The sequence below is a fragment of the Rhodococcus sovatensis genome (assembly GCF_037327425.1).
GTDB lineage: Bacteria > Actinomycetota > Actinomycetes > Mycobacteriales > Mycobacteriaceae > Rhodococcoides > Rhodococcoides sovatense.
Genome location: NZ_CP147846.1, coordinates 1,439,458 through 1,462,919, shown reverse-complemented (window position 1 = coordinate 1,462,919; position 23,462 = coordinate 1,439,458). Strand labels below are relative to the sequence as shown.

The 23,462-nt window shown below is 62.7% G+C and carries 24 protein-coding genes and 1 tRNA gene; 16 read left to right on the top strand and 9 right to left on the bottom strand.

Annotated features, from left to right (window positions below; genetic code table 11):
* The first annotated feature begins 230 nt into the window (after positions 1-230).
* From WDS16_RS06840 to WDS16_RS06820, 5 genes are all read left to right on the top strand, one after another.
* Positions 231-1,673, top strand: a complete 1,443-nt coding sequence (locus WDS16_RS06840) for a purine-cytosine permease family protein (RefSeq protein WP_338891490.1) — start codon at positions 231-233, stop codon at positions 1,671-1,673.
* A gap of 14 nt (positions 1,674-1,687) precedes the next feature.
* A complete protein-coding gene (locus tag WDS16_RS06835) occupies positions 1,688-3,439 on the top strand; it encodes a nitrilase-related carbon-nitrogen hydrolase (protein WP_338891488.1) in 1,752 nt (583 codons plus the stop codon).
* Between the two features lie 88 nt (positions 3,440-3,527).
* Complete coding sequence (locus WDS16_RS06830) at positions 3,528-4,127, top strand: superoxide dismutase (RefSeq protein ID WP_338891486.1); 600 nt, start codon at positions 3,528-3,530, stop codon at positions 4,125-4,127.
* 57 nt (positions 4,128-4,184) lie between these two features.
* The gene (locus WDS16_RS06825; protein WP_338893270.1) at positions 4,185-4,769 is read left to right on the top strand and encodes a hypothetical protein; all 585 of its coding nucleotides are present in this window, start codon (positions 4,185-4,187) and stop codon (positions 4,767-4,769) included.
* Between the two features lie 4 nt (positions 4,770-4,773).
* A complete protein-coding gene (locus tag WDS16_RS06820; protein WP_338891484.1) occupies positions 4,774-5,706 on the top strand; it encodes an NAD(P)/FAD-dependent oxidoreductase in 933 nt (310 codons plus the stop codon).
* A 19-nt stretch (positions 5,707-5,725) separates the two neighbouring features.
* Here the strand turns inward: WDS16_RS06820 and WDS16_RS06815 are convergent, their stop codons facing one another.
* A complete protein-coding gene (locus WDS16_RS06815; protein ID WP_338891482.1) occupies positions 5,726-6,601 on the bottom strand; it encodes a LysR family transcriptional regulator ArgP in 876 nt (291 codons plus the stop codon).
* A gap of 68 nt (positions 6,602-6,669) precedes the next feature.
* On the opposite strand from WDS16_RS06815, the gene WDS16_RS06810 reads away from it, so the two are divergent.
* Genes WDS16_RS06810 through WDS16_RS06800 form a run of 3 tightly spaced genes read left to right on the top strand, consistent with a single transcriptional unit; the run spans position 6,670 to position 8,164 of the window.
* A complete protein-coding gene (locus tag WDS16_RS06810; protein ID WP_338891480.1) occupies positions 6,670-7,293 on the top strand; it encodes a LysE/ArgO family amino acid transporter in 624 nt (207 codons plus the stop codon).
* A 29-nt stretch (positions 7,294-7,322) separates the two neighbouring features.
* A complete protein-coding gene (locus tag WDS16_RS06805) occupies positions 7,323-7,772 on the top strand; it encodes a MarR family transcriptional regulator (RefSeq protein ID WP_338891478.1) in 450 nt (149 codons plus the stop codon).
* Positions 7,769-8,164, top strand: a complete 396-nt coding sequence (locus WDS16_RS06800; protein WP_338891476.1) for a DUF5313 family protein — start codon at positions 7,769-7,771, stop codon at positions 8,162-8,164. The genes WDS16_RS06805 and WDS16_RS06800 overlap by 4 nt, the downstream gene beginning before the upstream one ends.
* Before the next feature lie 33 nt (positions 8,165-8,197).
* Here the strand turns inward: WDS16_RS06800 and WDS16_RS06795 are convergent, their stop codons facing one another.
* Complete coding sequence (locus WDS16_RS06795; RefSeq protein WP_338891474.1) at positions 8,198-8,839, bottom strand: TetR/AcrR family transcriptional regulator; 642 nt, start codon at positions 8,837-8,839, stop codon at positions 8,198-8,200.
* Between the two features lie 65 nt (positions 8,840-8,904).
* Here WDS16_RS06795 and WDS16_RS06790 point away from each other — a divergent pair, with 65 nt between their 5' ends.
* Positions 8,905-9,516 carry a helix-turn-helix domain-containing protein gene (locus tag WDS16_RS06790; protein WP_338891473.1) on the top strand — a complete coding sequence of 204 codons (612 nt, stop codon included), beginning with the start codon at positions 8,905-8,907 and terminating at the stop codon, positions 9,514-9,516.
* A gap of 29 nt (positions 9,517-9,545) precedes the next feature.
* Positions 9,546-9,905, top strand: a complete 360-nt coding sequence (locus tag WDS16_RS06785; protein ID WP_338891471.1) for a DUF5655 domain-containing protein — start codon at positions 9,546-9,548, stop codon at positions 9,903-9,905.
* Positions 9,906-10,014: 109 nt separating this feature from the next.
* Here WDS16_RS06785 and WDS16_RS06780 read toward each other — a convergent pair.
* From WDS16_RS06780 to WDS16_RS06770, 3 genes are all read right to left on the bottom strand, one after another.
* Positions 10,015-10,089: transfer RNA gene (locus WDS16_RS06780), tRNA-Val, on the bottom strand.
* 92 nt (positions 10,090-10,181) lie between these two features.
* A complete protein-coding gene (locus tag WDS16_RS06775) occupies positions 10,182-10,640 on the bottom strand; it encodes a peroxiredoxin (RefSeq protein WP_068374900.1) in 459 nt (152 codons plus the stop codon).
* A gap of 28 nt (positions 10,641-10,668) precedes the next feature.
* Positions 10,669-11,091, bottom strand: a complete 423-nt coding sequence (locus tag WDS16_RS06770) for a DUF3052 domain-containing protein (RefSeq protein ID WP_338891470.1) — start codon at positions 11,089-11,091, stop codon at positions 10,669-10,671.
* Between the two features lie 257 nt (positions 11,092-11,348).
* Here WDS16_RS06770 and aceE point away from each other — a divergent pair, with 257 nt between their 5' ends.
* The 6 genes from aceE (at position 11,349) to WDS16_RS06740 (ending at position 19,988) form a co-directional block, all read left to right on the top strand.
* Entirely contained in the window at positions 11,349-14,195 is a 2,847-nt protein-coding gene (gene aceE / locus WDS16_RS06765; protein WP_338891469.1) for a pyruvate dehydrogenase (acetyl-transferring), homodimeric type, read from the top strand.
* Between the two features lie 193 nt (positions 14,196-14,388).
* Entirely contained in the window at positions 14,389-15,675 is a 1,287-nt protein-coding gene (locus WDS16_RS06760) for a PucR family transcriptional regulator (RefSeq protein WP_338893269.1), read from the top strand.
* Between the two features lie 128 nt (positions 15,676-15,803).
* Positions 15,804-16,712: an ACP S-malonyltransferase gene (locus WDS16_RS06755; protein ID WP_338891468.1), complete on the top strand. Its 909-nt coding sequence runs from the start codon at positions 15,804-15,806 to the stop codon at positions 16,710-16,712.
* 171 nt (positions 16,713-16,883) lie between these two features.
* On the top strand, positions 16,884-17,186 hold the full coding sequence (acpM, locus tag WDS16_RS06750) for a meromycolate extension acyl carrier protein AcpM (RefSeq protein ID WP_338891466.1): 303 nt from the start codon (positions 16,884-16,886) through the stop codon (positions 17,184-17,186).
* Positions 17,187-17,194: 8 nt separating this feature from the next.
* Positions 17,195-18,445 (top strand): KasA/KasB family beta-ketoacyl-ACP synthase, encoded by a 1,251-nt coding sequence (locus WDS16_RS06745; RefSeq protein WP_338891464.1) that lies wholly within the window; start codon positions 17,195-17,197, stop codon positions 18,443-18,445.
* A 109-nt stretch (positions 18,446-18,554) separates the two neighbouring features.
* Positions 18,555-19,988 carry an acyl-CoA carboxylase subunit beta gene (locus WDS16_RS06740; protein WP_338891462.1) on the top strand — a complete coding sequence of 478 codons (1,434 nt, stop codon included), beginning with the start codon at positions 18,555-18,557 and terminating at the stop codon, positions 19,986-19,988.
* 73 nt (positions 19,989-20,061) lie between these two features.
* On the opposite strand, the gene WDS16_RS06735 is transcribed toward WDS16_RS06740, so the two are convergent.
* The 4 genes from WDS16_RS06735 to WDS16_RS06720 form a co-directional block, all read right to left on the bottom strand.
* A complete protein-coding gene (locus tag WDS16_RS06735; RefSeq protein WP_338891460.1) occupies positions 20,062-20,490 on the bottom strand; it encodes a cold shock domain-containing protein in 429 nt (142 codons plus the stop codon).
* A gap of 81 nt (positions 20,491-20,571) precedes the next feature.
* Positions 20,572-21,084, bottom strand: a complete 513-nt coding sequence (locus WDS16_RS06730) for a DUF3145 domain-containing protein (protein WP_338891458.1) — start codon at positions 21,082-21,084, stop codon at positions 20,572-20,574.
* A gap of 144 nt (positions 21,085-21,228) precedes the next feature.
* Entirely contained in the window at positions 21,229-22,041 is an 813-nt protein-coding gene (locus WDS16_RS06725; RefSeq protein WP_338891456.1) for a serine hydrolase domain-containing protein, read from the bottom strand.
* Positions 22,042-22,150: 109 nt separating this feature from the next.
* Complete coding sequence (locus tag WDS16_RS06720; RefSeq protein WP_338891455.1) at positions 22,151-23,278, bottom strand: NDMA-dependent alcohol dehydrogenase; 1,128 nt, start codon at positions 23,276-23,278, stop codon at positions 22,151-22,153.
* Between the last annotated feature and the right edge of the window lie 184 nt (positions 23,279-23,462).

The window sequence follows — 23,462 nt, the reverse complement described above, 5'->3', positions numbered from 1 at the left end:
CCATCAGTCGTTGCTGCCCGCTGCAATCGAATCCAACGGCGTCACACACTATTTACATAGTTCCTAGAAAAATAGTGTCCGCAGGAAGTATTCTGTTGTTCAGTGCACGTCCCGCGGTGCCCACTCGCGCCGGGCGCACGTGCCCCTCGGCAACTCCCTCGACACCTCACCGCATCTGCCGGTCAGCCCGCCCATACTCCGGCGTCGATCTAACGAACTGGACAACCGACATGAACATGAAGAAATACTTCGAAGGACCGGCCACGAGCCTCGACGATCAGATCGAGAGCTACGCAACATCGAGGGTCCCGGCAACTCAGCGATGGCCCCGGCCAGCAATTCTTCTGGTGCTCACCGGGAACGTCACGGCCATGTTCTGGTTCTCGCTGGGAGGCCAGATCGGCTTTCTCGTCGGATGGCCGATGTTCTTGATACCCATCGCATACATGGTTGTCGGCGCCACTCTCGTCGGTAGCCTCATCATGCGAATCGCGAGCCAGGAGGGCTTGTCGCTCCCCCTCCTCACCCGCGGTCTCGGCTTCGGAACGAAGGGGTCCGCAGTTGCCTCGCTGGTCTATGCGGTCAATTACGTCTTCTACTTCATCTTCGAGGGGAGCATCGTGTCCCACGGACTGAGCGAGTTTGCGGGCATCGACATCGATTCCTTCTGGGCCACCATCGTTTTCGCGATCGTCGCTCTGGTCGCCCTGTACTTCTCGTGGCGCGGAATGCACTCGATGAACGTTCTGCAGCGGTTCGGTATGCCGATCTTCCTGATTCTCTTCGCGATCGGGATGTACATGTTGGCGAGCGGCTACGTACTCGTCGGGCCCGGTGAATGGGTCGCCACCGACGGTTTCTCCTCGACGGCGATGTGGCAGGCATTGAGTTTGGCCAACGGCCAGGTCGTGTTCCAGGCACTCATCGCAACCGACTACGGACGGTTCGTGAAGAAGGACGTCACCTACCGCGGCACGGCAAGCTTGATGCTGGCCGAGTTGCTGATGATCGTCGTCGTGATGGTTCTCGGCGTCTTCCTCGGATTCACGATGCTCCGACACTTCGACGGCACTGCAACGCCGGAACTGTCCGCGACGGATCCCGGTCTCTACTTCGCGATCGTGATGGGTCTGCTCGGCGTCATCTTCGCGATCGTCACACAGGTACGTATCAACGTCATGAATCTCTATTCAGGGTCGCTGGCGCTGTCCAATGCATGGGACGTGCTGTCTCCGAGGAAGCTCGGCCGACAGTGGTGGATGGTCGCACTCCTCGTCGTCGGAGTTGCGTTCTACCCCATCAACATCCTGCAATACACGGACAAGTTCCTCGCAGTCACCGGCATCATGACCAACACCTGGATCTTCATACTTCTCGCGGACTACTTCATCTGCCGCAAATGGCTCGGTCTCGCACCCTCCAGCAACATCGAGTTCCGTGACGGCTGGGTCCGCAACTGGAACCCCTGCGGTATCAGCGCGATGCTGATCGGCATCGCAGTCGGCGCCGTCGGAGTCTTCGGGATCTACCCGTCGTACTACGCATCGTTCATTGCAATGTTCATCGGGCCGATCATCTACGTACCACTGACCGTTCTGACACGCGGGCGCTTCTACACGCCAACCGACGCACCCTCACCGGTCGCACAGCCCGACGCGACACCGACGCACTGAAAGGACCCACCATCGTGACTTCGCCCGCTCCATACCTCAGCGCTGCCATCCAATTCGAGCCGACTCTGTTCGACAAGTCCGGCAACGTGTCGTCGTTGCTCACTCTGGTCACCGAGGCCGCGGTGTTCGGCGCCAAGCTCATCACCACACCCGAGATGGCGACCACCGGATACTGCTTGTACGACTACGACGAGGCAGCATCGGTCGTCGAAACCATCCCTGGCCCTACCACCGACAGGTTCGCGGAGGTGACCCGCGAGCACGGTTGCTTCGTCGTCATCGGGATGCCGGAGATCGATCCGCAGACAGGCCTGTTCTACAACAGCGCAGTGCTGATCGGACCCGATGGAATTGTCGGAACTCACCGAAAGACCCACTCGTACATCGCAGAACCCAAGTGGGCAGCTCCGGGCAACCTCGGTCATGTGGTTCACGACACCGAGATCGGCAGGATCGCACTGCTGATCTGCATGGATATTCACTTCGTGGAGACAGCCCGTGTGGTCGCCCTCGACGGCGCCGACGTCATCTGCCACATCAGCAATTGGCTTGCCGAGCGAACACCGGCACCGTACTGGATCAGTCGCGCATTCGAGAACGATTGCTACGTCATGGAAAGCAACCGGTGGGGCCTCGAGCGCACGGTGCAGTTCAGCGGAGGAACGTGCATCATCGAACCCGACGGCACTATCGCCGCGTCGCTCGACAGCGGCGACGGAATCGTCTACGCGACCATCGACCCGGCTCGATCCCGACGTCCTCACCCGGCAGGCGAACGTCGACCCGAGCTGTATCGAGAACTGCAGTCGAACACCTTCTTGTGGAATCCTCTCGACTTCTTCTCCCTGTACGGCCATCAACCGTTGCCGACTGGAACACGCACCGAGGTCACCGTCGTGCAGTCGACACCGACCGAGTCGGTCCAGGCGAACCTTGCCGCCATCGACGACGTCATGTCGGCTGCGAGCCCCGGATCGGTGCTCGTCTTTCCGGAACTGTCTGTCACCGGGCCTGTGTCGAGCACACGACACCCGTCGAGTTGCGCCGAGACCGTCGACGGAGAGTCCATCGCGCACGTCGCGGCAACAGCAGCGCGAACGTCGACGACAGTCGTCGTCGGCATCGCCGAGGTCGACGGCGGACATATCTACAACACGGCAGTGGTCGTGGGGCCGACTGGGGTGCTGGGCACCTACCGCCAGACGCACGTCGCGCCAACCGACGCCGAGTTGTTCGCCCCCGGAAGCGAATGGACCGTTCTCGATCTCGAGGTCGGTCGCGTCGGGATTCTGATCGGCAACGATGCTCTCTTTCCGGAGGCCGGACGTGTTCTCGCGCTTCGAGGTTGCGATCTCATCGTGTGCCCGGCAGCGATGGTCGCGCCTGTCGGAGCCAACCCCGGGACGTCGATCCCGCATCCGGGGGACATCCTCACCGGCGCTGACCCGATGCACTGGCATCACATGAGAGTGCGAGGAGGGGAGAACAACGTGTGGTTTGCGTTCGCCAATGCCTACGACGTCGACCGTGGGCTACTCGGACGAAGCGGCGTGTTCGGCCCGGACACCTTTGCATTCCCTCGCGGTGAGAGCACGGTGTCCGAAGGTGTCGGTACCGCGACTGTCGTGGTGGATACCACCAATCTCGAGACCGTGTACCCCACCAACGTCGTGCGCCGAAAAGACCTGGTAGCGATGCGGTTACCGCACCACTACGCTGCGCTGAGCGCGGTGTCACCGGTGGAGGTGGACGCCCTGGTTCGGTGACCGTCGTCACGACGGGCTTGACCTCTACTGAACTCGAGGTTTCAGGATGGTCATGTACACGAAATACATGCAACAGGAGACGAAGACTATGACGACCGAACGATACGTCCTTCCCGAACTCACCTATGACTACGCAGCGTTGGAGCCGTACATCAGTGGTGAGATCATGGAGCTTCACCACTCCAAGCATCATGCGGCGTACGTCGCTGGAGCCAACACCGCACTCGATCAGCTCGAGGAATCACGTGCGGCCGGAGATCACTCTCGAATCTTCCTGCACGAGAAGAATCTTGCATTCCACCTCGGTGGCCACCTCAACCACACGCAGTTCTGGACGAACATCTCACCGAACGGTGGAGACAAGCCAGTCGGCGAACTCGCGTCGGCAATCGACGACCAGTTCGGCTCGTTCGACAACTTCCGCGCCCAGTTCACTGCAGCCGCCAACGGCTTACAGGGGTCGGGTTGGGCTGTGCTCGGGTGGGACGAGCTCGGAAAGCGACTGCTCACGTTCCAGCTCTACGATCAGCAAGCGAACGTGCCTCTCGGCATCACCCCACTGCTGATGTTGGACATGTGGGAGCACGCCTTCTACCTGCAGTACAAGAACGTCAAGGCTGACTATGTCACTGCATTCTGGAATATCGTCGACTGGTCCGACGTCGCATCCAGGGGACCCTGGAACTGAGCCGGGGAACGCGGCTATTCTCGGCTGTGTGAGTGCACCTCCCGGAAGCCGAGTGTGATGTTCACGAGTGCCGTCGCCAACGCGATCGCTGATGGCACCGTGAACGTCGCGTTCCGTCGATGGTCGAAGGCCCGGGTCTACGTCGGCACCTCGATCACCACATCTGCTGGCGTAGTTCTCATCGAGCGGATCGACGAGATCGATCCGAACTCGATCAGCAACGACGATGCACGTGCGGCTGGAGCCGCGTCGCGACAGGAGCTTCTCGCGACTTTCCGAGGTCCGGAACACCTCCCGGTGTTCCGGATCGAAGTCAGGTTTCACGGCGCCGATCCCCGCGAGAGTCTGCGGGCCGACACCGACTTGGACGGCGACGCACTCCGCGACTTGGATGCCACGCTCCGACGCATGGACCTTCGCGCGGATACGCCGTGGACGACCTCGTATCTCGAGCTCGTCGCGAATCGGCCAGGTGTGCGAGCGGCCGATCTCGCGGCATCAGTCGGGTCGGACACCGCGCCGTTCAAGCTCAGGATCCGAAAGTTGAAGAATCTGGGCCTGACTCGCAGCCTGGACGTCGGATACCGCCTGTCACCGCGTGGACGCCACTACCTGGAGATTTCGGCGAAGCGCCTACGGTGAACAGATGAGCTCAGGTCCCAAGACCGTCACCATCGTCGGCGCTGGTATCGCGGGCGCCGCCTGCGCCGTCGTGCTTAGAGAATCCGGCATACCCTTCCGCCTCGTGGACCGCGGTCGAGCCGTCGGTGGCCGCATGGCCTCGCCCGAATTGCACGGGCGACGTGTCGATATCGGAGCGGGTTACTTCACGGTGCGTGATCGTCAGTTCGCAGAGGTCGTCGCTCGCTGGCAGGGCGCCGGGCTCGCTCGACAGTGGACCGACACGTTCGGCGTGCTGTCCCCCGACGCTGCTCCCGGTACCAGTACAGGTCCGATGCGATGGGCGACTCCAGGTGGCCTCCGGTCGCTCGTCCGGGAGATGCTCGACGACATCGACACGGAGACGCTCGATCTGGACCAGCTGCCCGATGGCGACGTGGTTCTCGCGATGCCGGATCCACAGTCGAATCGTCTTGTTTCCGTGCCTGATTCCGTGGACTACGACCCGGTCGTGACGGTCGTGTGCGGTTTCGACGCGTGGGATCTTCCGTTCGAGAATGCGGCATTCGTCAACGACCACTCCGTGCTCGAATTTCTCGCGGACGACGGATCGAGGAGAGGCGACTTCGCCACAGTTCTGGTCGCGCACACGACGGCATCGTTCGCCCGTGGGTACCTCGACGATCCCGCGGCGGCCGTCGCGCCTACCGTCGATGCACTGAAAGAAGTGGTCGGCGCAGCAACACCGTCGTGGACGCACGCGCATCGCTGGACGTTCGCGAAACCCGTCGCCGCCCACGACAGCACATTCGGCTCTGTCGAATTGGGTTCCCGACGAGTATATTTCGCCGGGGATCAGTGGTGTCCGCACGGTGCACCGAGGATCGAAAGCGCGTGGCGCTCCGGAACCGATGCAGGCCGCGCACTGTCGCGCAGCAGGCTCGGTGCAGACGGGTAGACAGAATCGCACCGAGGAATCAATCCAGCGCTGTCGCCGCCGCAGCCACGATTGCTTCCGACAACTCCTCCAGCGCAGCCGTTTTCAGAGTCCACTGCTGCCAGTACAACGTCACATCGATCCCGGTGCCCGGAGCGAGGTCGACCAGGTCCACACCGATCTCCATCCGATCACACTGTTGCCGAGGCAATACCGCCCAACCGATTCCGTGACGTACGGCCTCTGCGAAGTCTGCGGACGAAGGGATGTAATGCCTTCGTGTGGGGGCCAATCCCGGCCCCCACTGTTGCAGGTAGCGGTCCTGCAAGTCGTCCGAGCGGTCGAATACGAGCATGGGCGCGCGCGTGAGAGCCTCGCCCGACGGGCCGTCGGGTAGCCACCTGCGACGAAAGGCCGGCGAGCACATCGGGCGGTACCGCATGATGCCCAACCTCGTCACCGAACAACCCTGAACCGGCTCGTCGGACGTAGTGACCGCCGCCATGACGACGCCCTGCCGCAACATCTCGGCGGAGTGATCCTGATCCTCTCGGCGGACGTCGAAGTCGACATGGTCGGACAGCTCGGCGAGCGCTGGGAGCACCCAGGTATTGAGCGAATCGCCGTTGACCGCAATCGGAACACTGGTGGGCTTCTGCGCGAGCCCGTCGATCGTCATCTCGGCGACGAGCGCACCGATCTGGTGCGCAAGGCGGAGATAGGGTGTTCCGGCAGCAGTCACGCGAACCGGCTTGGACCTGCGTAGTAGCACCGTTCCCGCCGCCGTCTCCAGGGACTTCACCCGCTGACTGATGGCGGAGGGCGTGACGTGTAGTCGACGCGCGGCGGCGTCGAACGATCCCTCGGCGACCACCGCCGCCAACGCTTCGAGCTGCGGCAGGTCCAGATGCGACATAAGCAATGCTAACGCAGCATCAGAAACTTTCGTTGTACTTAATTGGGGACCTCTCCTAGCTTGTGACCATGACCTTCTCGCTCGCGCCCACACTCGCCGGATTCGCATTCGGCCTATCGTTGATCGTCGCGATCGGTGCACAGAATGCGTTCGTGCTGAGGCAGGGCATAGAACGCCGACATGTTCTCGCCGTCGTCGCCGTGTGCGCCGTGTCGGACATTCTTCTCATCGGCGCGGGCATCGCCGGGGCCGGATTCATCGTCGATTCCGCACCGGGATTGCTGAAGTTCGCCTACTGGGGCGGCGCCGCCTTCCTCATCTGTTACGGACTACTGTCGGCTCGGCGCGCGTACCGGCCGACAGCGTTGACGACCGAGCACAGTCCTGATCCCGCGCGGATCGGAACAGTGATCGTCACCGCCTGCGCGTTGACCTGGCTCAATCCCCACGTCTACCTCGATACGGTCGTGCTGCTCGGATCGGTCGCGGCAACCTACGACACGGCACGAGTGTGGTTCGGGGTCGGCGCAGCGACGGCCAGCATCGTATGGTTCACCGCCCTCGGATTCGGTGCGCGTCTGCTGCGACCGGCGTTTTCGAAGCCGTCAGCGTGGCGAATTCTGGACGGCGCCATCGCAGCGTTCATGCTCGCCCTCGGAGCCACCTTGGTAGTCCAGGCGGTAAATAGTTAGTGCACTAACTATTCGTGTACTCTTCAAATATGACCGCTGAAGATCCCCTCGCGTTGGACCGCCAGGTGTGCTTTGCCCTCGCTGTCGCCAACCGAGCAGTCCTGGCCGTCTATCGACCACTACTCGAGCCGATGGGCCTCACCCACCCCCAGTACCTGGTCATGCTTGCGCTGTGGGGATCGTCGCCGATGTCGGTCAAAGCCATCGGCAGTGCCCTCCAGCTCGACTCCCCCACCCTGTCTCCCCTCCTCAAACGTCTGGAGGCAGGCGGTCTGATCGTGCGGGCGAGGAACGCTTGCGACGAACGCCAGCTCGAGGTTCGACTGACACCCGCGGGAGCTGCCATGAGGAAGCAAGCAGAGAAAATTCCACCCGCGGTGGTCGAGAAGCTCGGAGTCGATATCGCCGAGCTGGAAGAGCTGCACACGGTGCTCGGACGAATCAACCGAGCCGCGATAGACGCAGGAGCGCTGGCATGAGCGACCCAACACGTCCGAATGCAGTCCAATGGCTGGGCTACGTCCTGGGACGGAAGCTTCCGATGTCGATGCAGGACTGGGTACGAAACGACCTCGTCGGAAAGGGCGCAGTGCCGAGACACCTACTGCGGTCGATGATTCCGTTCATGCCCATCTTCATCGGGTTTGTCGTGTTGTTCCCCGGAGCCCTGTGGCTGCGCGGCGCAATGGTTCTTCTGAGTGTGCTGCTCGCCCTGTTCTACACGGTGGCATTCATGGAACTCAACCGCGCTCGCCGACTCGAATTACACGGTCTTCCTTCGAATCTGAAGAGTGACCGCAAACGAGCAGCGCTCGACACCGAACGTGCCCGGTACGAGCAATTGCACCTCGGTGACCGTTCCTCGCGATGAAGTCCGTTGCACCGGAGCAGAATACGGCAGGAATCAGCCGACGATGATGCGGTCCCCCACCGCAACGACTGCCCGGCTCAAGCTTTTCGACGCATGCCGACTGAGAGGCCCCTCACCTATTCGCAGTGCATGAATGGTCATCAGCAGCTCGATGAGCGTTCTCGTCGACAGCGTATGCGAGGCATGTGCCGTTGCCGCCGCACGCTTGGTTGCTGGGACCGGGCCAGGCGGCAGGTAGTCGAATGCGCGCTGGACGTGCTCCTCTTCGAATTCACGTCGCAGCGCCGAGGCGTCTGCCGTGGCGCCGGGTAGGTGATAGTGCAGCAGTCGTGACTCGTCCGGATGCTTCTCGACCCACGTCCATACCGCGAGGATGACGGGTTCCAACGATGGAACTTCGCTGGAATCTTCCTGTGCGCGAACTTCGGCCACGACCTCGTTGACCATGTCGAGCACGCGCCGCATCGCCAGCTCGAACAACTCGTCTTTGCCGGCGAAGTGGTAGTAGACGGCAGACGGCACGACATCGGCCTCGTCGGCCACGTCCTGGATGCTTGCATCCGAGAAGCTCTTTGCCGCGAAGACCCGGATCGCCGCCCCAACTATTTCATGTCGTCGCGACGGCCTGTGCGGTAACTTCTTTCCCACCTTGTCGTCCGCCCCCTGAACACTCACCTGACAAGCTCACCTCTCGTAGGACGAAGCACTAGTGTTGCATGACCGTAGTCCTAGGAGAGTGAATGTCGGCAACACTGAAGCGACCAGCGCACCGTCCCTCGCGCCGTGGGGTCATCGTAGAAACAGCGTTCGAGTTGTTCGCGTCCCGACCAGTCGATTCCGTGACGGTCGCCGATATTGCAGCCGCCGCAGAAATGACGTCCGCAGCGATCTACTACCACTACCCGTCGCGCGAGGAAATCCTGCTCGAGGGTCTGCATGAGTTCGCCGCCGAGTACGTCGGCGAGATCGAGCGGATCGCCCGCGAGGTGGTGATTCCGGCTCGCAACATGGGCTCGCTCGTCGAACCACTCGTGGCGTGGCTGTCGGACAACCGCACCAGCTCCACCGTGTACTTCGTTCAATCCCGTGGGGCAAGCCAGCAGGTCGAAGCGATTCGTCGCTCGAATGCGCTCGTGCTGATCCCGGTTCTGAGCGCAGCGGCCAAGAAGGCGAGAGGAAAGCTGTCCGCCGCCGAAGCCAGCGTCGTAGCGGTCGCCATGATCGCGCAGATCGAAATCTTCGCCTCGGCGTTCCTGTCCGAGGATCGCTCCTTCACCACGCTCGGCCTCCGGCGGTTCATCCAGTCCGGAACGGACTTGGCCGATCGAATCGCAGGAACCACAACGACCTGACCCAGCCGTTTCGGTCCTACGCTCGACCCATGACCGGAACTGTCGACGAATACCTCGCTCCCTTCTCGGATCACGTCGCCGAGATGATGCTGGAATTCCGCGAAGCTGTGCTCGCATCCGGTCCGGAGGTTTTCGAGAAGGTCCATCGCACTGAAATCTCGTGGTCCCGGAAACGCGTCTTCGCCGGTGCATTCGTGAAGTCGGGGCGGCTGGAGGTCTCGTTTCACCTGCTTCGCGCAGTCGAGCATCCCCGATTGCGCGAGTCGTTCTACACGACGAAGAAGGTCGTCACGCATCGGCTGGCGTTCGACGAACCCGGCCAGGTCGACGAAAAAATTCGGTCGTGGTTGGTGGAGGCCTACGAGACAGTCGGGCCGGGTACGCGGTAAATGACGTCGGGAGTCAGGTCGCGCAGGTTTCAGCCCACGCGCAAGTTGCAACCTGCGCGTGGGCTGGAAGGTGCGCGTGCGGGCCGAAGGATCGACGCTGGAAAAATCGTGGTGGGCGCAGAGGGGTTCGAACCCCCGACCGCTGGTGTGTAAAACCAGAGCTCTACCGCTGAGCTATACGCCCGAGTACCGGTGGCCGAAGCCACCGGAACGCTTGAAGAAATTTATCGTCTCAGCGCCCGATCTCCAATTCGGCAGGTCAGACGCCTAAAAAGCTCACACCGAAGCCAGTGCCGTCTCCCACGCTGATGGGTCACGAGCTTCTCCCGGCTGGTTCATCTCCGCGTACCGAATGATTCCGTCTTTGTCGATGACGAAGGTGCCTCGGTTGGCGAAGCCGGCTTTGTCGTTGAACACCCCGTACGCCTGAGCGACGGATCCGTGCGGCCAGAAATCCGACAGCAGCGGAAAGGTGTACCCCTGCTCGGCCGCCCAGATCTTGTGCGTCGGCGGTGGGCCGACAGAGATCGCGAGAATGGCGGTGTCGTCGTTCTCGAACTTGGGCAGACCGTCACGGACCTTGCACAGTTCGCCCTGGCAAGTCCCCGTGAACGCGAGTGGATAGAAGACCAGTAGGACGTTCTTGTCACCGCGGTACGACGACAAGGTCACTTCCTGATTGTTCTGGTCCTTGAGGGTGAAGTCAGGCGCCTCTGCGCCCACCTCGAGTGGCATCGAATCCATCTTCCTGTTCGAGGGGTCGCTACCGTTTGGTCGCCCGTGTCTTCGGCTGCACCAGTCGGCTGCCGATCCAGTCACCGAGATTGGCGGCCGAAGTCTGCGTCAACCCTGCGGTCGGCGCCGATTCAGCGATCTCACTCGGCTCGACGTGTCCCGGGAGTCCTGTCTTGGGGCTGAGAACCCAGACGAATCCGTCGTCCGAGAGCGGACCGATGGCATCCATCAGTGCGTCGACAAGATCACCATCGCCGTCGCGCCACCACAGCAGCACCACGTCGATGACTTCATCGGAGTCCTCGTCGAGTGTTTCACCGCCGATGGTGTCCTCTACGTCGGCACGCAGGTCGTCGTCTGTGTCCTCGTCCCAGCCCAGCTCCTGAACGACCAAGTCGCGGGTGATTCCAAGTTTCTGAGCGTAGTTCTGAGCGTCCGCCGCGGCGACCACGGTGGTGACCTCCTTGCATAGTGGGTGAAGTAGTGCAAGCGAACAGTGTTTTCTCCGCATCCGCAAGCTGACCGCGCCGAAATTGCGTACATAAATTTCTACTGGTGGGTATTGGGACTCCGTACTACCTCCGCGAAACATCTGTAGGAGGATTGAGGAGAATCACCGGAATGAGGAACGCGGCCCGCCGTCACAGAGCGCGAGTTGCATGGAACGGCCGCCGCACCGAGCGACCGCCACATTGAGGAGTACACACGTTGTCCGAGTTGAACCAGGACGATCGGCAGAACACACAATCTGCCGGCAAGCCGAGTGGGCCTACCGGCTCTGACGGTCGGGTACGCGTCATCCGCGAGGGTGTCGCGTCGTATCTACCCGACATCGACAATGACGAGACCAACGAATGGATCGAATCCTTCGACGGCTTGTTGGAGAGGTCGGGCCCCAACCGCGCTCGCTACCTGATGCTCAGGTTGCTCGAGCGCGCCGGTGAACGCCGCGTGGCACTGCCGTCGCTGACGTCGACCGACTACGTCAACACCATCCCTACCGAGAACGAGCCGTGGTTCCCCGGTGACGAGTCGATGGAACGCCGCTACCGCGCGTGGATCCGTTGGAACGCCGCGATCATGGTGCATCGCGCGCAGCGCCCCGGCGTCGGCGTCGGCGGTCACATCTCCACGTACGCGTCCTCCGCGGCGCTCTACGAGGTCGGCTTCAACCACTTCTTCCGCGGCAAGGACCACCCAGGCGGTGGCGACCACATCTTCATCCAGGGCCACGCCTCCCCCGGCATCTACGCACGCGCATTCCTCGAAGGCCGCATCCCGGCCGAGCGGATGGACGGCTTCCGCCAGGAAGCGAGCCACGAGCAGGAGGGCGGTGGACTGCCGTCCTACCCGCACCCGCGCTTGATGCAGGATTTCTGGGAATTCCCGACGGTGTCGATGGGCCTCGGCCCGATGAACGCCATCTACCAGGCGCGCTTCAATCACTACCTGAACGACCGCGGAATCAAGGACACCACCGATCAGCATGTGTGGGCGTTCCTCGGCGACGGCGAGATGGACGAGCCCGAATCGCGTGGCCTCGCACATGTGGCAGCGACCGAAGGTCTCGACAACCTCACCTTCGTCGTCAACTGCAACCTGCAGCGCCTCGACGGCCCGGTCCGCGGCAACGGCAAGATCATCCAGGAACTGGAGTCGTTCTTCCGCGGGGCCGGCTGGAACGTCATCAAGGTCGTGTGGGGACGCGAGTGGGATGCACTGCTGCACGCAGACCGCGACGGTGCGCTCGTCAACCTGATGAACACCACGCCCGACGGCGACTTCCAGACGTACAAGGCCAACGACGGTGGCTACGTGCGTGATCACTTCTTCGGGCGCGACCCGCGCACCAAGGAGCTGGTCAAGGACCTGTCCGACAGTGACATCTGGAACCTCAAGCGAGGCGGCCACGACTACCGCAAGGTCCACGCGGCCTACGCGGCGGCGATGGCGCACAAGGGACAGCCGACGGTCATCCTGGCGCACACGATCAAGGGCTACACCCTCGGCAAGCACTTCGAGGGCCGCAACGCCACGCACCAGATGAAGAAGCTGACACTCGACGATCTCAAGACTTTCCGGGACCTGCAGCACATCCCGATCTCCGACGAGGAGCTCGAGAAGGACCCCTACATGCCGCCGTACTACCACCCCGGTGCGGATGCTCCCGAGATCCAGTACATGCTCGATCGTCGCAACAAGCTCGGCGGTTTCGTCCCCGAGCGTCGCGTCAGTGCGCAGCCGCTTCCGCAGCCGAGCGACGACACCTACAAGACGCTCCGCAAGGGCTCGGGCAAGCAGGAAGTCGCCACCACGATGGCGCTCGTGCGCGTGATGAAGGAACTTCTTCGCGACAAGGAGATCGGCCACCGGATCGTGCCGATCATTCCCGACGAGGCACGCACATTCGGTATGGACTCGTGGTTCCCGTCGCTGAAGATCTACAACCGCAACGGCCAGCTGTACACCTCGGTGGACTCGGAGCTGATGCTCGCCTACAAGGAGAGCTCGGTCGGCCAGATCCTGCACGAGGGCATCAACGAAGCCGGTTCGACGTCGTCGTTCACCGCGGTCGGAACCTCGTACGCCACCCACGGCGAGGTCATGATCCCGCTGTACATCTTCTACTCGATGTTCGGCTTCCAGCGCACCGGCGACGGTCTGTGGGCCGCTGCCGATCAGATGGCCCGCGGATTCGTACTCGGCGCCACGGCCGGTCGCACCACACTGACCGGTGAAGGTCTGCAGCACGCCGACGGTCACTCGCTGCTGTTGGCCTCGACCAACCCGGCTGCAGTCGCGTACGACCCAGCGTTCTCGTACGAGGTCGCGCACATCGTCAAGGACGGTCTGCGTCGGATGTACGGCGGCACCAAGGGTCCAGACGGAGAGTTGCTGCCTGGCTTCGGCGGAGAGAACATCTTCTACTACATCACCCTCTACAACGAGCCGTACGTGCAGCCGGCCGAGCCGGAGAACCTCGACGTCGAGGGACTGCTGAAGGGCATCTATCGGTTCGAGGCTCCGCAGGAAGGCGACGGACCCGAGGCGCAGCTGTTGGCGTCGGGTGTCGGCATGGTCTCGGCCCGTAAGGCTCGCGAAATGCTGTTCGAGGAGTGGGGCGTGCGTTCGGCGGTGTGGTCGGTGACGTCGTGGGGCGAACTGCGTCGCGACGGCGTCGACGCGGAGCGGGAGTCGCTGCGCAATCCCGGTGCCGACAAGCGCGTTCCGTTCGTCACCTCGGCGCTGGCCGAAGCGAACGGTCCGGTCATCGCGTCCTCGGATTGGATGCGTGCGGTTTCGGACCAGATCCGTCAGTGGGTTCCGGGTGATTACGTCACTCTCGGTACCGACGGATTCGGGTTCTCCGATACCCGTCCGGCTGCGCGACGCGTGTTCAACGTCGACGCGGAGTCGATCGTCGTCGCCACGCTGTCGGCTCTTGCTGCGTCCGGCGAGATCGACAAGTCCAAAGCCGTCGAAGCGGCGGACAAGTACAAGATCGACGACGTGACCGCAGCTCCCACGTCGTTCGCCGACACCGGTTCTGCGTAGCCACTTCGGTGACGACCCTCGCCCGTCCACTTGTGTCCGTTTTCACGGGCATCGGTGGGCGGGCGTAGGTTTTTCCCATGGTGGAGACGAGAGCGGAGCCTGCGGCGTGACCGAGGGCAAGACTCCAGAGGGCGGGAACCCGGACCGTAGGCGTTCCGGGTTCGACCGCGAGGAGTACGTCAGCGACAGCTACATCACCGACAACGAGGTTCATCTGCCGGTCAAGGCGCTCACGCCCGCACGACAGAAGCGCGATCCGCTGCCCGATGCACTGCTGCGGCGCGTCAAGCAGTTCTCCGGTCGGCTGTCGACCGAGGCTGTAACGGCCATGCAGGACCAGCTGCCGTTCTTCGGTGGTCTCGACGCGGCACAGCGGGCAAGCGTGCAGTTGTTGATTCAGACCGCGGTGGACAACTTCCTGGAGTGGCTGAAGAACCCGCAGAGCGATATCCGGTTCAGCCTCGATGCATTCCAGGTCATTCCGCAAGATCTGGCTCGGCGGCTCACGCTGCGTCAGACGGTCGACATGGTCCGTGTCGCGATGGAGTTCTTCGAACAGTGGCTGCCTGCGCTGGCGCGCAACGACCAGCAGCTCGTCGCACTCACCGAGGCTGTGCTGCGATACGGCCGCGAGTTGGGGTTCGCGGCGGCATCGGTCTACGCCAGTGCCGCGGAATCGCGCGGCGCCTGGGACACGCGACTCGAAGCTCTGGTTGTCGACGCCGTGGTCCGAGGCGATACGGGATCGGACATGCTGTCGCGAGCTGCGACGCTCAACTGGGACGCGACAGCACCTGCCACCGTCCTGGTGGGCACTCCTCCGGACAACCTGGGTGTCTCGGTGGTGGGGACGGTGCACGCGGTAGCGCAGAAGCATGGTCGGGCCGCTCTCGCAGTCGTTCAGGGCACCCGTTTGGTGATGGTGGTCAGCGGCCAGTTGTCCGACGACCCGACCAGTGATTCATTCTTGGACGAAATGCTGCAGAACTTCTCGGACGGTCCGGTGGTGATCGGGCCGACGACGCGCACATTGGGCGCAGCGCATTCGAGCGCCGTCGAGGCTTTCGCCGGTATGCAGGCTGTTGCGGGATGGCGGGGTGCCCCCCGGCCGGTGCACGCAGGGGAGTTGCTACCCGAACGCGCGCTGCTCGGTGACGCGGCCGCGATCGCCGCGCTCAACGACCTCCTTGTGCTTCCTCTGTCGTCGGCAGGTTCCGGCCTTGCCGACACCCTCGACGCCTACCTCGACTGCGGTGGCGCGGTCGAAACTTGTGCGCGTCTGCTGTTTGTTCATCCAAATACTGTGCGATATCGGCTGAAAAGAATAGCCGAAGTCACAGGACGAGATCCGACATCATCCCGTGATGCGTACGTGTTGAGAGTCGCGGCAACGGTAGGTCGACTGACTCGAACCCATCACGAACCGCACTATCCTGCCCCACAGATCACACACGTCACATTCGGAGAAGTGGTTACGTAACGCCTACACATGCTTCGGCGATGCAAACCCTCCACAAGCCCGTTTGTTGGGTCTCCACAAATTGGGGGTCGAGAGTTCATCGGGAGCGACATCTCCTAAACAGGCCTCAAAGGTGTTCTCTTAACGATGTGATTGCGTTGCTTGCGCCCGGCCAGGGCTCCCAGACACCCGGCATGCTTGTGCCATGGCTCGAACTACCCGGAGCCGCCGACCGCGTTGCCCTGTGGTCCAAGGCCTCCGGTCTCGATCTCGCGCGGCTCGGTACGACTGCCACCGCGGAGGAGATCACCGATACCTCGGTGACGCAGCCTCTCGTCGTTGCCGCTGCGCTTCTTGCGTTCGAGGAAATCGTCGGACAGGGAATCCTGCCCGCCGACGCCATCATCGCCGGGCACTCCGTCGGTGAGCTGACCGCCGCAGCAGTGGCAGGGGTGATCACGTCCGACGAGGCAGTCACTCTCGCAGGCGTCCGTGGCGCCGAGATGGCGAAGGCATGCGCGCTCGAGCCGACCGGTATGTCAGCGGTGCTCGGTGGCGACGAAGCCGTCGTTCTCGCTCGACTCGAAGAACTCGGTCTGGAACCGGCCAACATAAATGCTGCGGGACAGATCGTCGCGGCAGGGCTACTGACGGCACTTGCAGAACTCGCCGAGAACCCGCCGGAGAAGGCCCGCGTGCGTGCACTTCCGGTTGCAGGCGCATTCCACACCCGATTCATGGCATCCGCGCAGGACGCGGTCGCTGCGGCCGTCGCTGCGATCACACCGTCCGAACCCGTCCGAACGCTGCTGTCGAACGCCGACGGCAAGCCGGTCACATCCGGTGCGGACGCCGTCGCCAAACTTGCCGCACAGGTCACGAAACCTGTCCGGTGGGACCTGTGCACGCAGACGCTGCGTGACGGGGCGGTCACTGCTGTGGCAGAGTTGCCGCCGGCCGGAACGCTCATCGGAATCGCAAAGCGTGAGATGCGCGGGACACCGAACCTGGGGCTGAAGAAGCCCGAGGACATCGCCGCACTGGCGGAGCTGATCTAGAGCTCCCCTTTGACTTCCCGCGACGAAGTCGTCGCGGGTTCGAGGTGCCGTCTTCCGCGGAGGACGGGCATCTGGCGTCCACGAAGACGTCGCAGGAAGCACACGCAACACCATGACTTCGGCACGCCGATTCACGTCGTGCCGATCACCGAATAGAAGGGAGCCACTCAAGTGGCCAGCCAGGAAGACCTCATCGCCGGACTTGCAGAGATCATCGAGGAGGTCACGGGTATCGAGCCCTCCGAGGTGACCATCGAGAAGTCCTTCGTGGACGACCTCGACATCGACTCGCTGTCCATGGTCGAGATCGCTGTTCAGACCGAAGACAAGTACGGCGTCAAGATCCCCGACGAGGACCTCGCCGGACTGCGCACCGTCGGCGACGCAGTGTCGTACATCCAGAAGCTCGAAGCAGAGAACCCGGAAGCTGCTGAAGCAATCAAGGCCAAGCTCGACGACTCCGCGAGCGAGTGAGTCGAACCGTGACCAACCCATCCACCACGAACGGACGCTTCCCGAGTGTCGTCGTCACCAGCCTCGCTGCGACCACGTCCATCGCCGGTGATGTGGACGCTACGTGGAAGGGTCTGCTGAACGGAGAGAGCGGAATCGCCACACTCGAGGACGATTTCGTCAGCGAGTACGACCTTCCCGTTCGGATCGGCGGACACCTCGCGGTGAGCCCGACGTCACTCCTCAGTCGTGTCGAGATTCGCCGGTTGAGCTACGTGGAGCAGTTGGCCACCGTGCTCGGCCGTGAAGTGTGGAAGAACGCCGGCAGCCCCGAGGTCGACCCGCTTCGCCTCGGAGTGTCCATCGGAACCGGACTCGGCGGCGGTGACTCGCTCATCGAGGCCAACGACAAGATGAAGGCCGGCGGCTACCGCAAGGTGTCCCCGCTCGCAGTTCAGATGGTCATGCCGAACGGCCCCGCTGCGGTCGTCGGTTTGGAACTCAAAGCACAGGCAGGCGTCATCACGCCCGTGTCGGCGTGTTCCTCGGGTTCGGAAGCGATTGCCCACGCATGGCGAATGATCGTCATGGGTGACGCCGATATGGTCGTCACCGGTGGCGTCGAGGGTTACATCGATGCGGTGCCGATCGCGAGCTTCTCCATGATGCGCGCGATGAGCACCAACAACGACAACCCGAAGGGTGCATCGCGTCCGTTCGACAAGGACCGCGACGGATTCGTGTTCGGTGAGGCCGGCGCGCTCATGGTCATCGAGACCGAGGAGCACGCCAAGGCTCGCGGAGCGACGATCCACGCACGCCTTCTCGGTGCAGGCATCACTTCCGACGGTTTCCACCTCGTGGCACCCGACCCGGAAGGGACCGGCGCTGCTCGCGCTATGTCGCGAGCAATCGAGACCGCCGGTCTGCAGAAGTCGGACATCACGCATGTGAACGCGCACGCAACGGCGACACCTATCGGTGACACGGCCGAGGCGCTCGCGATCAACAAGGCAGTCGGCAATCACGCCGCCGTCTACGCGCCGAAGTCTGCACTCGGACACTCGATCGGTGCCGTCGGCGCCCTCGAGTCGGTATTGACAGTGCTCGCAGTGCGAGAGGGAATCATTCCTCCCACGCTGAATTTGGAGAACCAGGATCCCGCAATCGATCTCGACGTCGTCAAGGGTGAAGCCCGTGTCGGACAGATCGAGTACGCGATCAACAACTCGTTCGGATTCGGTGGGCACAATGTCGCGCTCGCCTTCGGTCGGGCCTGATCTTCACCTCTGGGTGACGATCTGACCCGTGCAGGACTCGAACCCGGGTGGGAGTCAACAACTCTCACCCGGGAACGCCCCTCACCGGGGCATGCAGAAGGAGAACGCGATGACCATTCTGTCCCCCGTGACACGCTCGGGTAGTTCCACCGACCCCCGTGATCCCGTCGCCCGCCTCGAGAAGCTTTTCGACGCCGGCACGATGATTCCGCTGCACGACCACGACAAATCAGGCCTCCTCGCCGCGTCCGGCGACATCGACGGTGTTCATACCGTCGCCTACTGCTCCGACGCCACCGTGATGGGCGGCGCCATGGGAGTGGACGGATGCAGGCATATCGTCTCCGCGATCGACACCGCGATCGATCGCGGCGCCCCCATCGTCGGAATCTGGCATTCCGGTGGTGCTCGGCTCGCTGAGGGCGTCGAGGCACTCCACGCCGTCGGCCTCGTGTTCGAGGCGATGGTCCGGGCCTCCGGCCTCGTCCCACAAATTTCCGTCGTCCTCGGCTTTGCAGCCGGCGGCGCAGCGTACGGTCCAGCTCTGACCGACGTCGTCATCATGGCTCCCGAAGGACGCGTGTTCGTGACCGGACCCGACGTGGTCCGCAGCGTCACCGGCGAACAGGTCGACATGGAGTCGCTCGGCGGTCCCGACACACACCACAAGAAGTCCGGTGTCTGCCATATCGTCGCCGACGACGAACTGGACGCCCTCACCCGAGCTCGTCGGCTCGTATCGATGTTCAGCGAGCAAGGCACATTCGATATCGCCGCCGCAGTACACGGCGACACGGACCTGCGCGCGCTGCTGCCCGAGTCGAACCGCCGCGCCTACGACGTACATCCGATCATCGACGAGCTGCTCGACAACGTCGAGGGCGAGTCGACCTTCGAAGAGTTCCAGGGTGGTTGGGCTCGCAGCATCGTCATCGGTCTCGGCCGACTGAGCGGCAGGACCGTCGGCGTGATCGCGAACAATCCGATTCGTCTCGGGGGCTGCCTCAATTCCGAAAGCGCCGAGAAGGCGGCACGTTTCGTGCGTTTGTGCGACGCTTTCGGCATCCCGCTCGTCGTGGTCGTCGACGTTCCCGGATACCTGCCCGGTGTCAGCATGGAATGGGAAGGTGTCGTCCGTCGCGGGGCGAAACTGCTGCATGCCTTTGCCGAGGCGAAGGTCCCGCGCGTCACGCTCGTCACTCGAAAGATCTACGGCGGTGCCTACATCGCGATGAACGCTCGCGCGCTCGGCGCAACCGCCGTCTACGCGTGGCCGGGTTCGGAGGTAGCCGTCATGGGAGCCAAGGCGGCCGTCGGAATTCTGCACAAGAAGGCACTCGCTGCGGCGTCCGATGACGAGCGCGACGCACTCCACGACCGGTTGACGCTCGAACACGAGTCCATTGCTGGAGGCGTCGACCGCGCAGTGGCTATCGGTGTCGTCGACGAGGTGATCGAGCCTGCGCTGACTCGCTCGACCATCGCCAAAGCTTTGGCTGCGGCTCCGGCCCTCCGCGGGAACCACAAGAACATCCCGCTCTGATCGACCTCGAAGAACAACTGTGCCCCCGGTGACCTGTCACCGGGGGCACAATTTCGTTGCGACCTAGGTTTGCTCAGCCCTCGAGCCACTTGTGTGACTGCGCGATCCTGATGAGGACCTGCCGGACGTCGAGAATCTGATCGGCGGTCAACGCACGATTGGCGTGCAGCAGACCTTCGGTCAGTTCCGCAGAGAACTCACGCAGCGACAGCACGTCGCAGACGACGTCGTCGTACTCGGTCGTCTCGGCGTCGGGCACTACTGCGGGAACTGCCGCCCGAGTGACGGGCTTGGGCGAATCGATGATCTGTACCTGAGCTGCTTTGAGACCGCGGTCGCCCTCTTCGGCGAGATACTCGACGCGAACACCGGGCGCGAGAAGCCGCTTGTCGAAATCCAGATCGTTGACGTGGATGAACACATCCTCGCCGCCCTCGTCCGGAGCGACGAACCCGTATCCCTTGAATTCGTCGAAACGAATGACCTTACCGGTCGACAACATTGAAACCACCTATCCACACGTACCAACCCACATGCCTACCCTGGCACGGTTGCGACGATACCGGACAGCGGTAGACGAACGTCAGCCAGCGTGACGACTCAACCAGGTCACCTCGGCGCCGCCGCCGCCGATCCGATACGGCTCCAGCGCTTCGTCCCAGCTACTGCCCAGAGCGTGTTCGATTTCCGCAGCAAGGTTGCCGGAACTACCCTCGATCATTGCTTTCAGTCGCATTTCGCCGAGGATGACGTCGCCGTTGGCGCTGGTCGAGCCCCGCCACAAGCCCAGACCGGGCACGTGCGCGAAACGCTCACCGTCGACACCGTCACTGGCGTCTTCGGTCACCTCGAACCGGAGCATCTGCCACGAGCGCAGAACACCCGCCAGTACGGCGCCGGTGCCGACGGGGCCGACCCAGTTGCTGGTCGCACGAAGCTGACCGTCCGACGATGGCTGCGCGGACCACTTGAGGTTCGCGCGGCAATCGAGGGCATCCGACAGCGCCCACTCCACATGCGGGCACAGCGCAGCCGGCGAGGAGTGGATGTACACCACACCCGCCGTCGTATCCGCGAATTGGTTCGATACGCGCATTTCGAAAACACCTCCAGCTTCGACGAGGGACGTCTTCCCCAACGACCTCGACACGCCTGGATCAGTGCTGCCGTATTACACGTACATGCACTAGTGTGCCCCGAGTTACCCCTGTTGCGCCAGTGCTCTTTCGTTCTTGGTGGTTCACCTGGGGTTATTGTGCAGAACTTCGTCCGAGAGTTCGGGCCAGAGCGGTTTTGCCCACTCGCCGAATGCGAGATCCGTCAGCACAACCGTCGCCAGACCTACATCCGGGTCGACCCACAGAAACGTTCCCGACTGTCCGAAGTGACCGAATGTCCGCACCGAATTGTCGGCTCCGGTCCAATGCGGTGACTTGCTGTCGCGAAGCTCGAAGCCCAGTCCCCAGTCGTTGGGCTTCTGGGATCCGTAGCCGGGCAGAATGCCAGAGAGCCCATCGAACTGGACCGACGTGGCCGCAGCCAAGGTCGACGGAGACACCAGCGTGGGAGCGAGCAGTTCGGCAGCGTACGCCGAGAGATCGGACGCCGACGACCGAGCACCATGTCCCGGCGACCCCGACAGCGAGGAACTAGTCATTCCGAGCGGCTGAAACACCGCTTCGTCGAGATAGTCGGTGAACGCAATTCCGGTGTCCTGAGCAATCGTGTCCGCCAGCACCTCGAAACCCGCACTGGAATAGATGCGCCTACTGCCGGGCGCGGCCTGCACCTTCTGCTCCCCGAACGCGAGACCGGACGTGTGCGAGAGCAGATGGCGGACCGTCGATCCGTCGGGCCCCGCCTGCTGCTCGAGATCGATGGCCTCTTCCTCGATCGCGACCAACGCCGCGTACGCAACGAGCAGTTTGGTGACCGAGGCCAGCTCGTAGACCCGATCGAGATCGCCGTACCGGTCGACCACCCCTGCCTCGGACACCACCGTCGCCGATGCGTTGTCGACTGGCCAACCCGCGATCAAATCAAGACTGTGCACATCGACAACCCTAGTTCGTGCCCCCTCCTCCGCTTGAATGGTCCTCCCACGCCATCTGACCGTATGGAAGTGACATTCAAGCGATGGTGAACCACCAGAAATACATGAACTACCGGTCGGCGTCGGTGTACTTGATGACGCCGCGGATGTTCTTGCCGTCGAGCATGTCCTGGTAGCCGAAGTTGATGTCGTCGAGTGTGTAGGTGTTGGTGATCATGTCGTCGAGATTGAGCTGCCCGCTCTTGTACATCGACAACAGAAGCGGGATGTCGTGGCGCGGATTGCCACCACCGAAGATTGCGCCCTGTAGATCCTTCTGGAGCATCGTAAACAGGAACAAGTTCAGTTTGACGTCCATGTCCTCCATACGCCCCATTCCGGTGACGACGCAACGCCCGGCTTTCGCGGTCAGGAGCAACGCGGCCTCGATGTCCTCGCCCTTGATCTCGCCGACGGTGATGATCGTCTTCTCCGCCATGCGCCCTTGGGTGAGTTCCATCAGCGGCATCAATGCCTCGGCAGCACTGGCGAATACATGAGTCGCACCGAACTTCAACGCTTGATCACGTTTGAACGGAACAGGATCGATGGCGATGACCTTCGTCGCCCCCGACTGCACGGCGCCTTGCAGCGCGCTCAGTCCCACTCCCCCGACGCCGATGATGGCGACGGTCTCACCGGGGGTCACCTTGGCGACGTTGACGGCCGAACCCCAACCGGTCGGCACACCGCAGCCGACGAGCGAGGCGACGTCGAAAGGAATATCGTCGTCGATCTTGATGGCGGAGGTCTCGTGCACGGTCATGTACGGCGAGAACGTGCCGAGTAGGCACATCGGGATGACGTCTTGGCCGCGAGCTTGGATCCGAAAGGTGCCGTCGCTGATCGCCATTCCACTCAGAAGACCCATTCCGAGGTCACATAGATTCTGATGCCCGTTCGCGCAGGCCGGACAGTGGCCGCACGACGGGATGAACGACAGGACGACGTGGTCGCCCTCCTTCAGGGTCTTGACCTCCGGTCCCACCTTCGTGATGACCCCGGCCCCCTCATGCCCTCCCATGACCGGGTACGACGGCATGGGCGTCGCTCCGGTGACGATGTGATGGTCGGAGTGGCACATGCCCGCTGCTTCCATGCGGATTTGAACCTCTCCCGCCACCGGGTCGCCGACCTCGATCTCCTCGACCGACCACCGTTCGTTCAGACCCCACAGCACAGCGCCTTTGGTTTTCATTTGCGACTCGCCACCTCCACGCCGTCCGGCTCGCCGTTCGAGCCGATTGCAGTGAAACCGACGATAGTCACAGAACCGCAAAATTGGAACACGTTCTAGCTATCCGATTCGATTGGATTCAGAACCGACTGCTCCAGGAATCGACCGAGGAGGCACTCCATACCGCTCGGCACGGTTGCGGGCC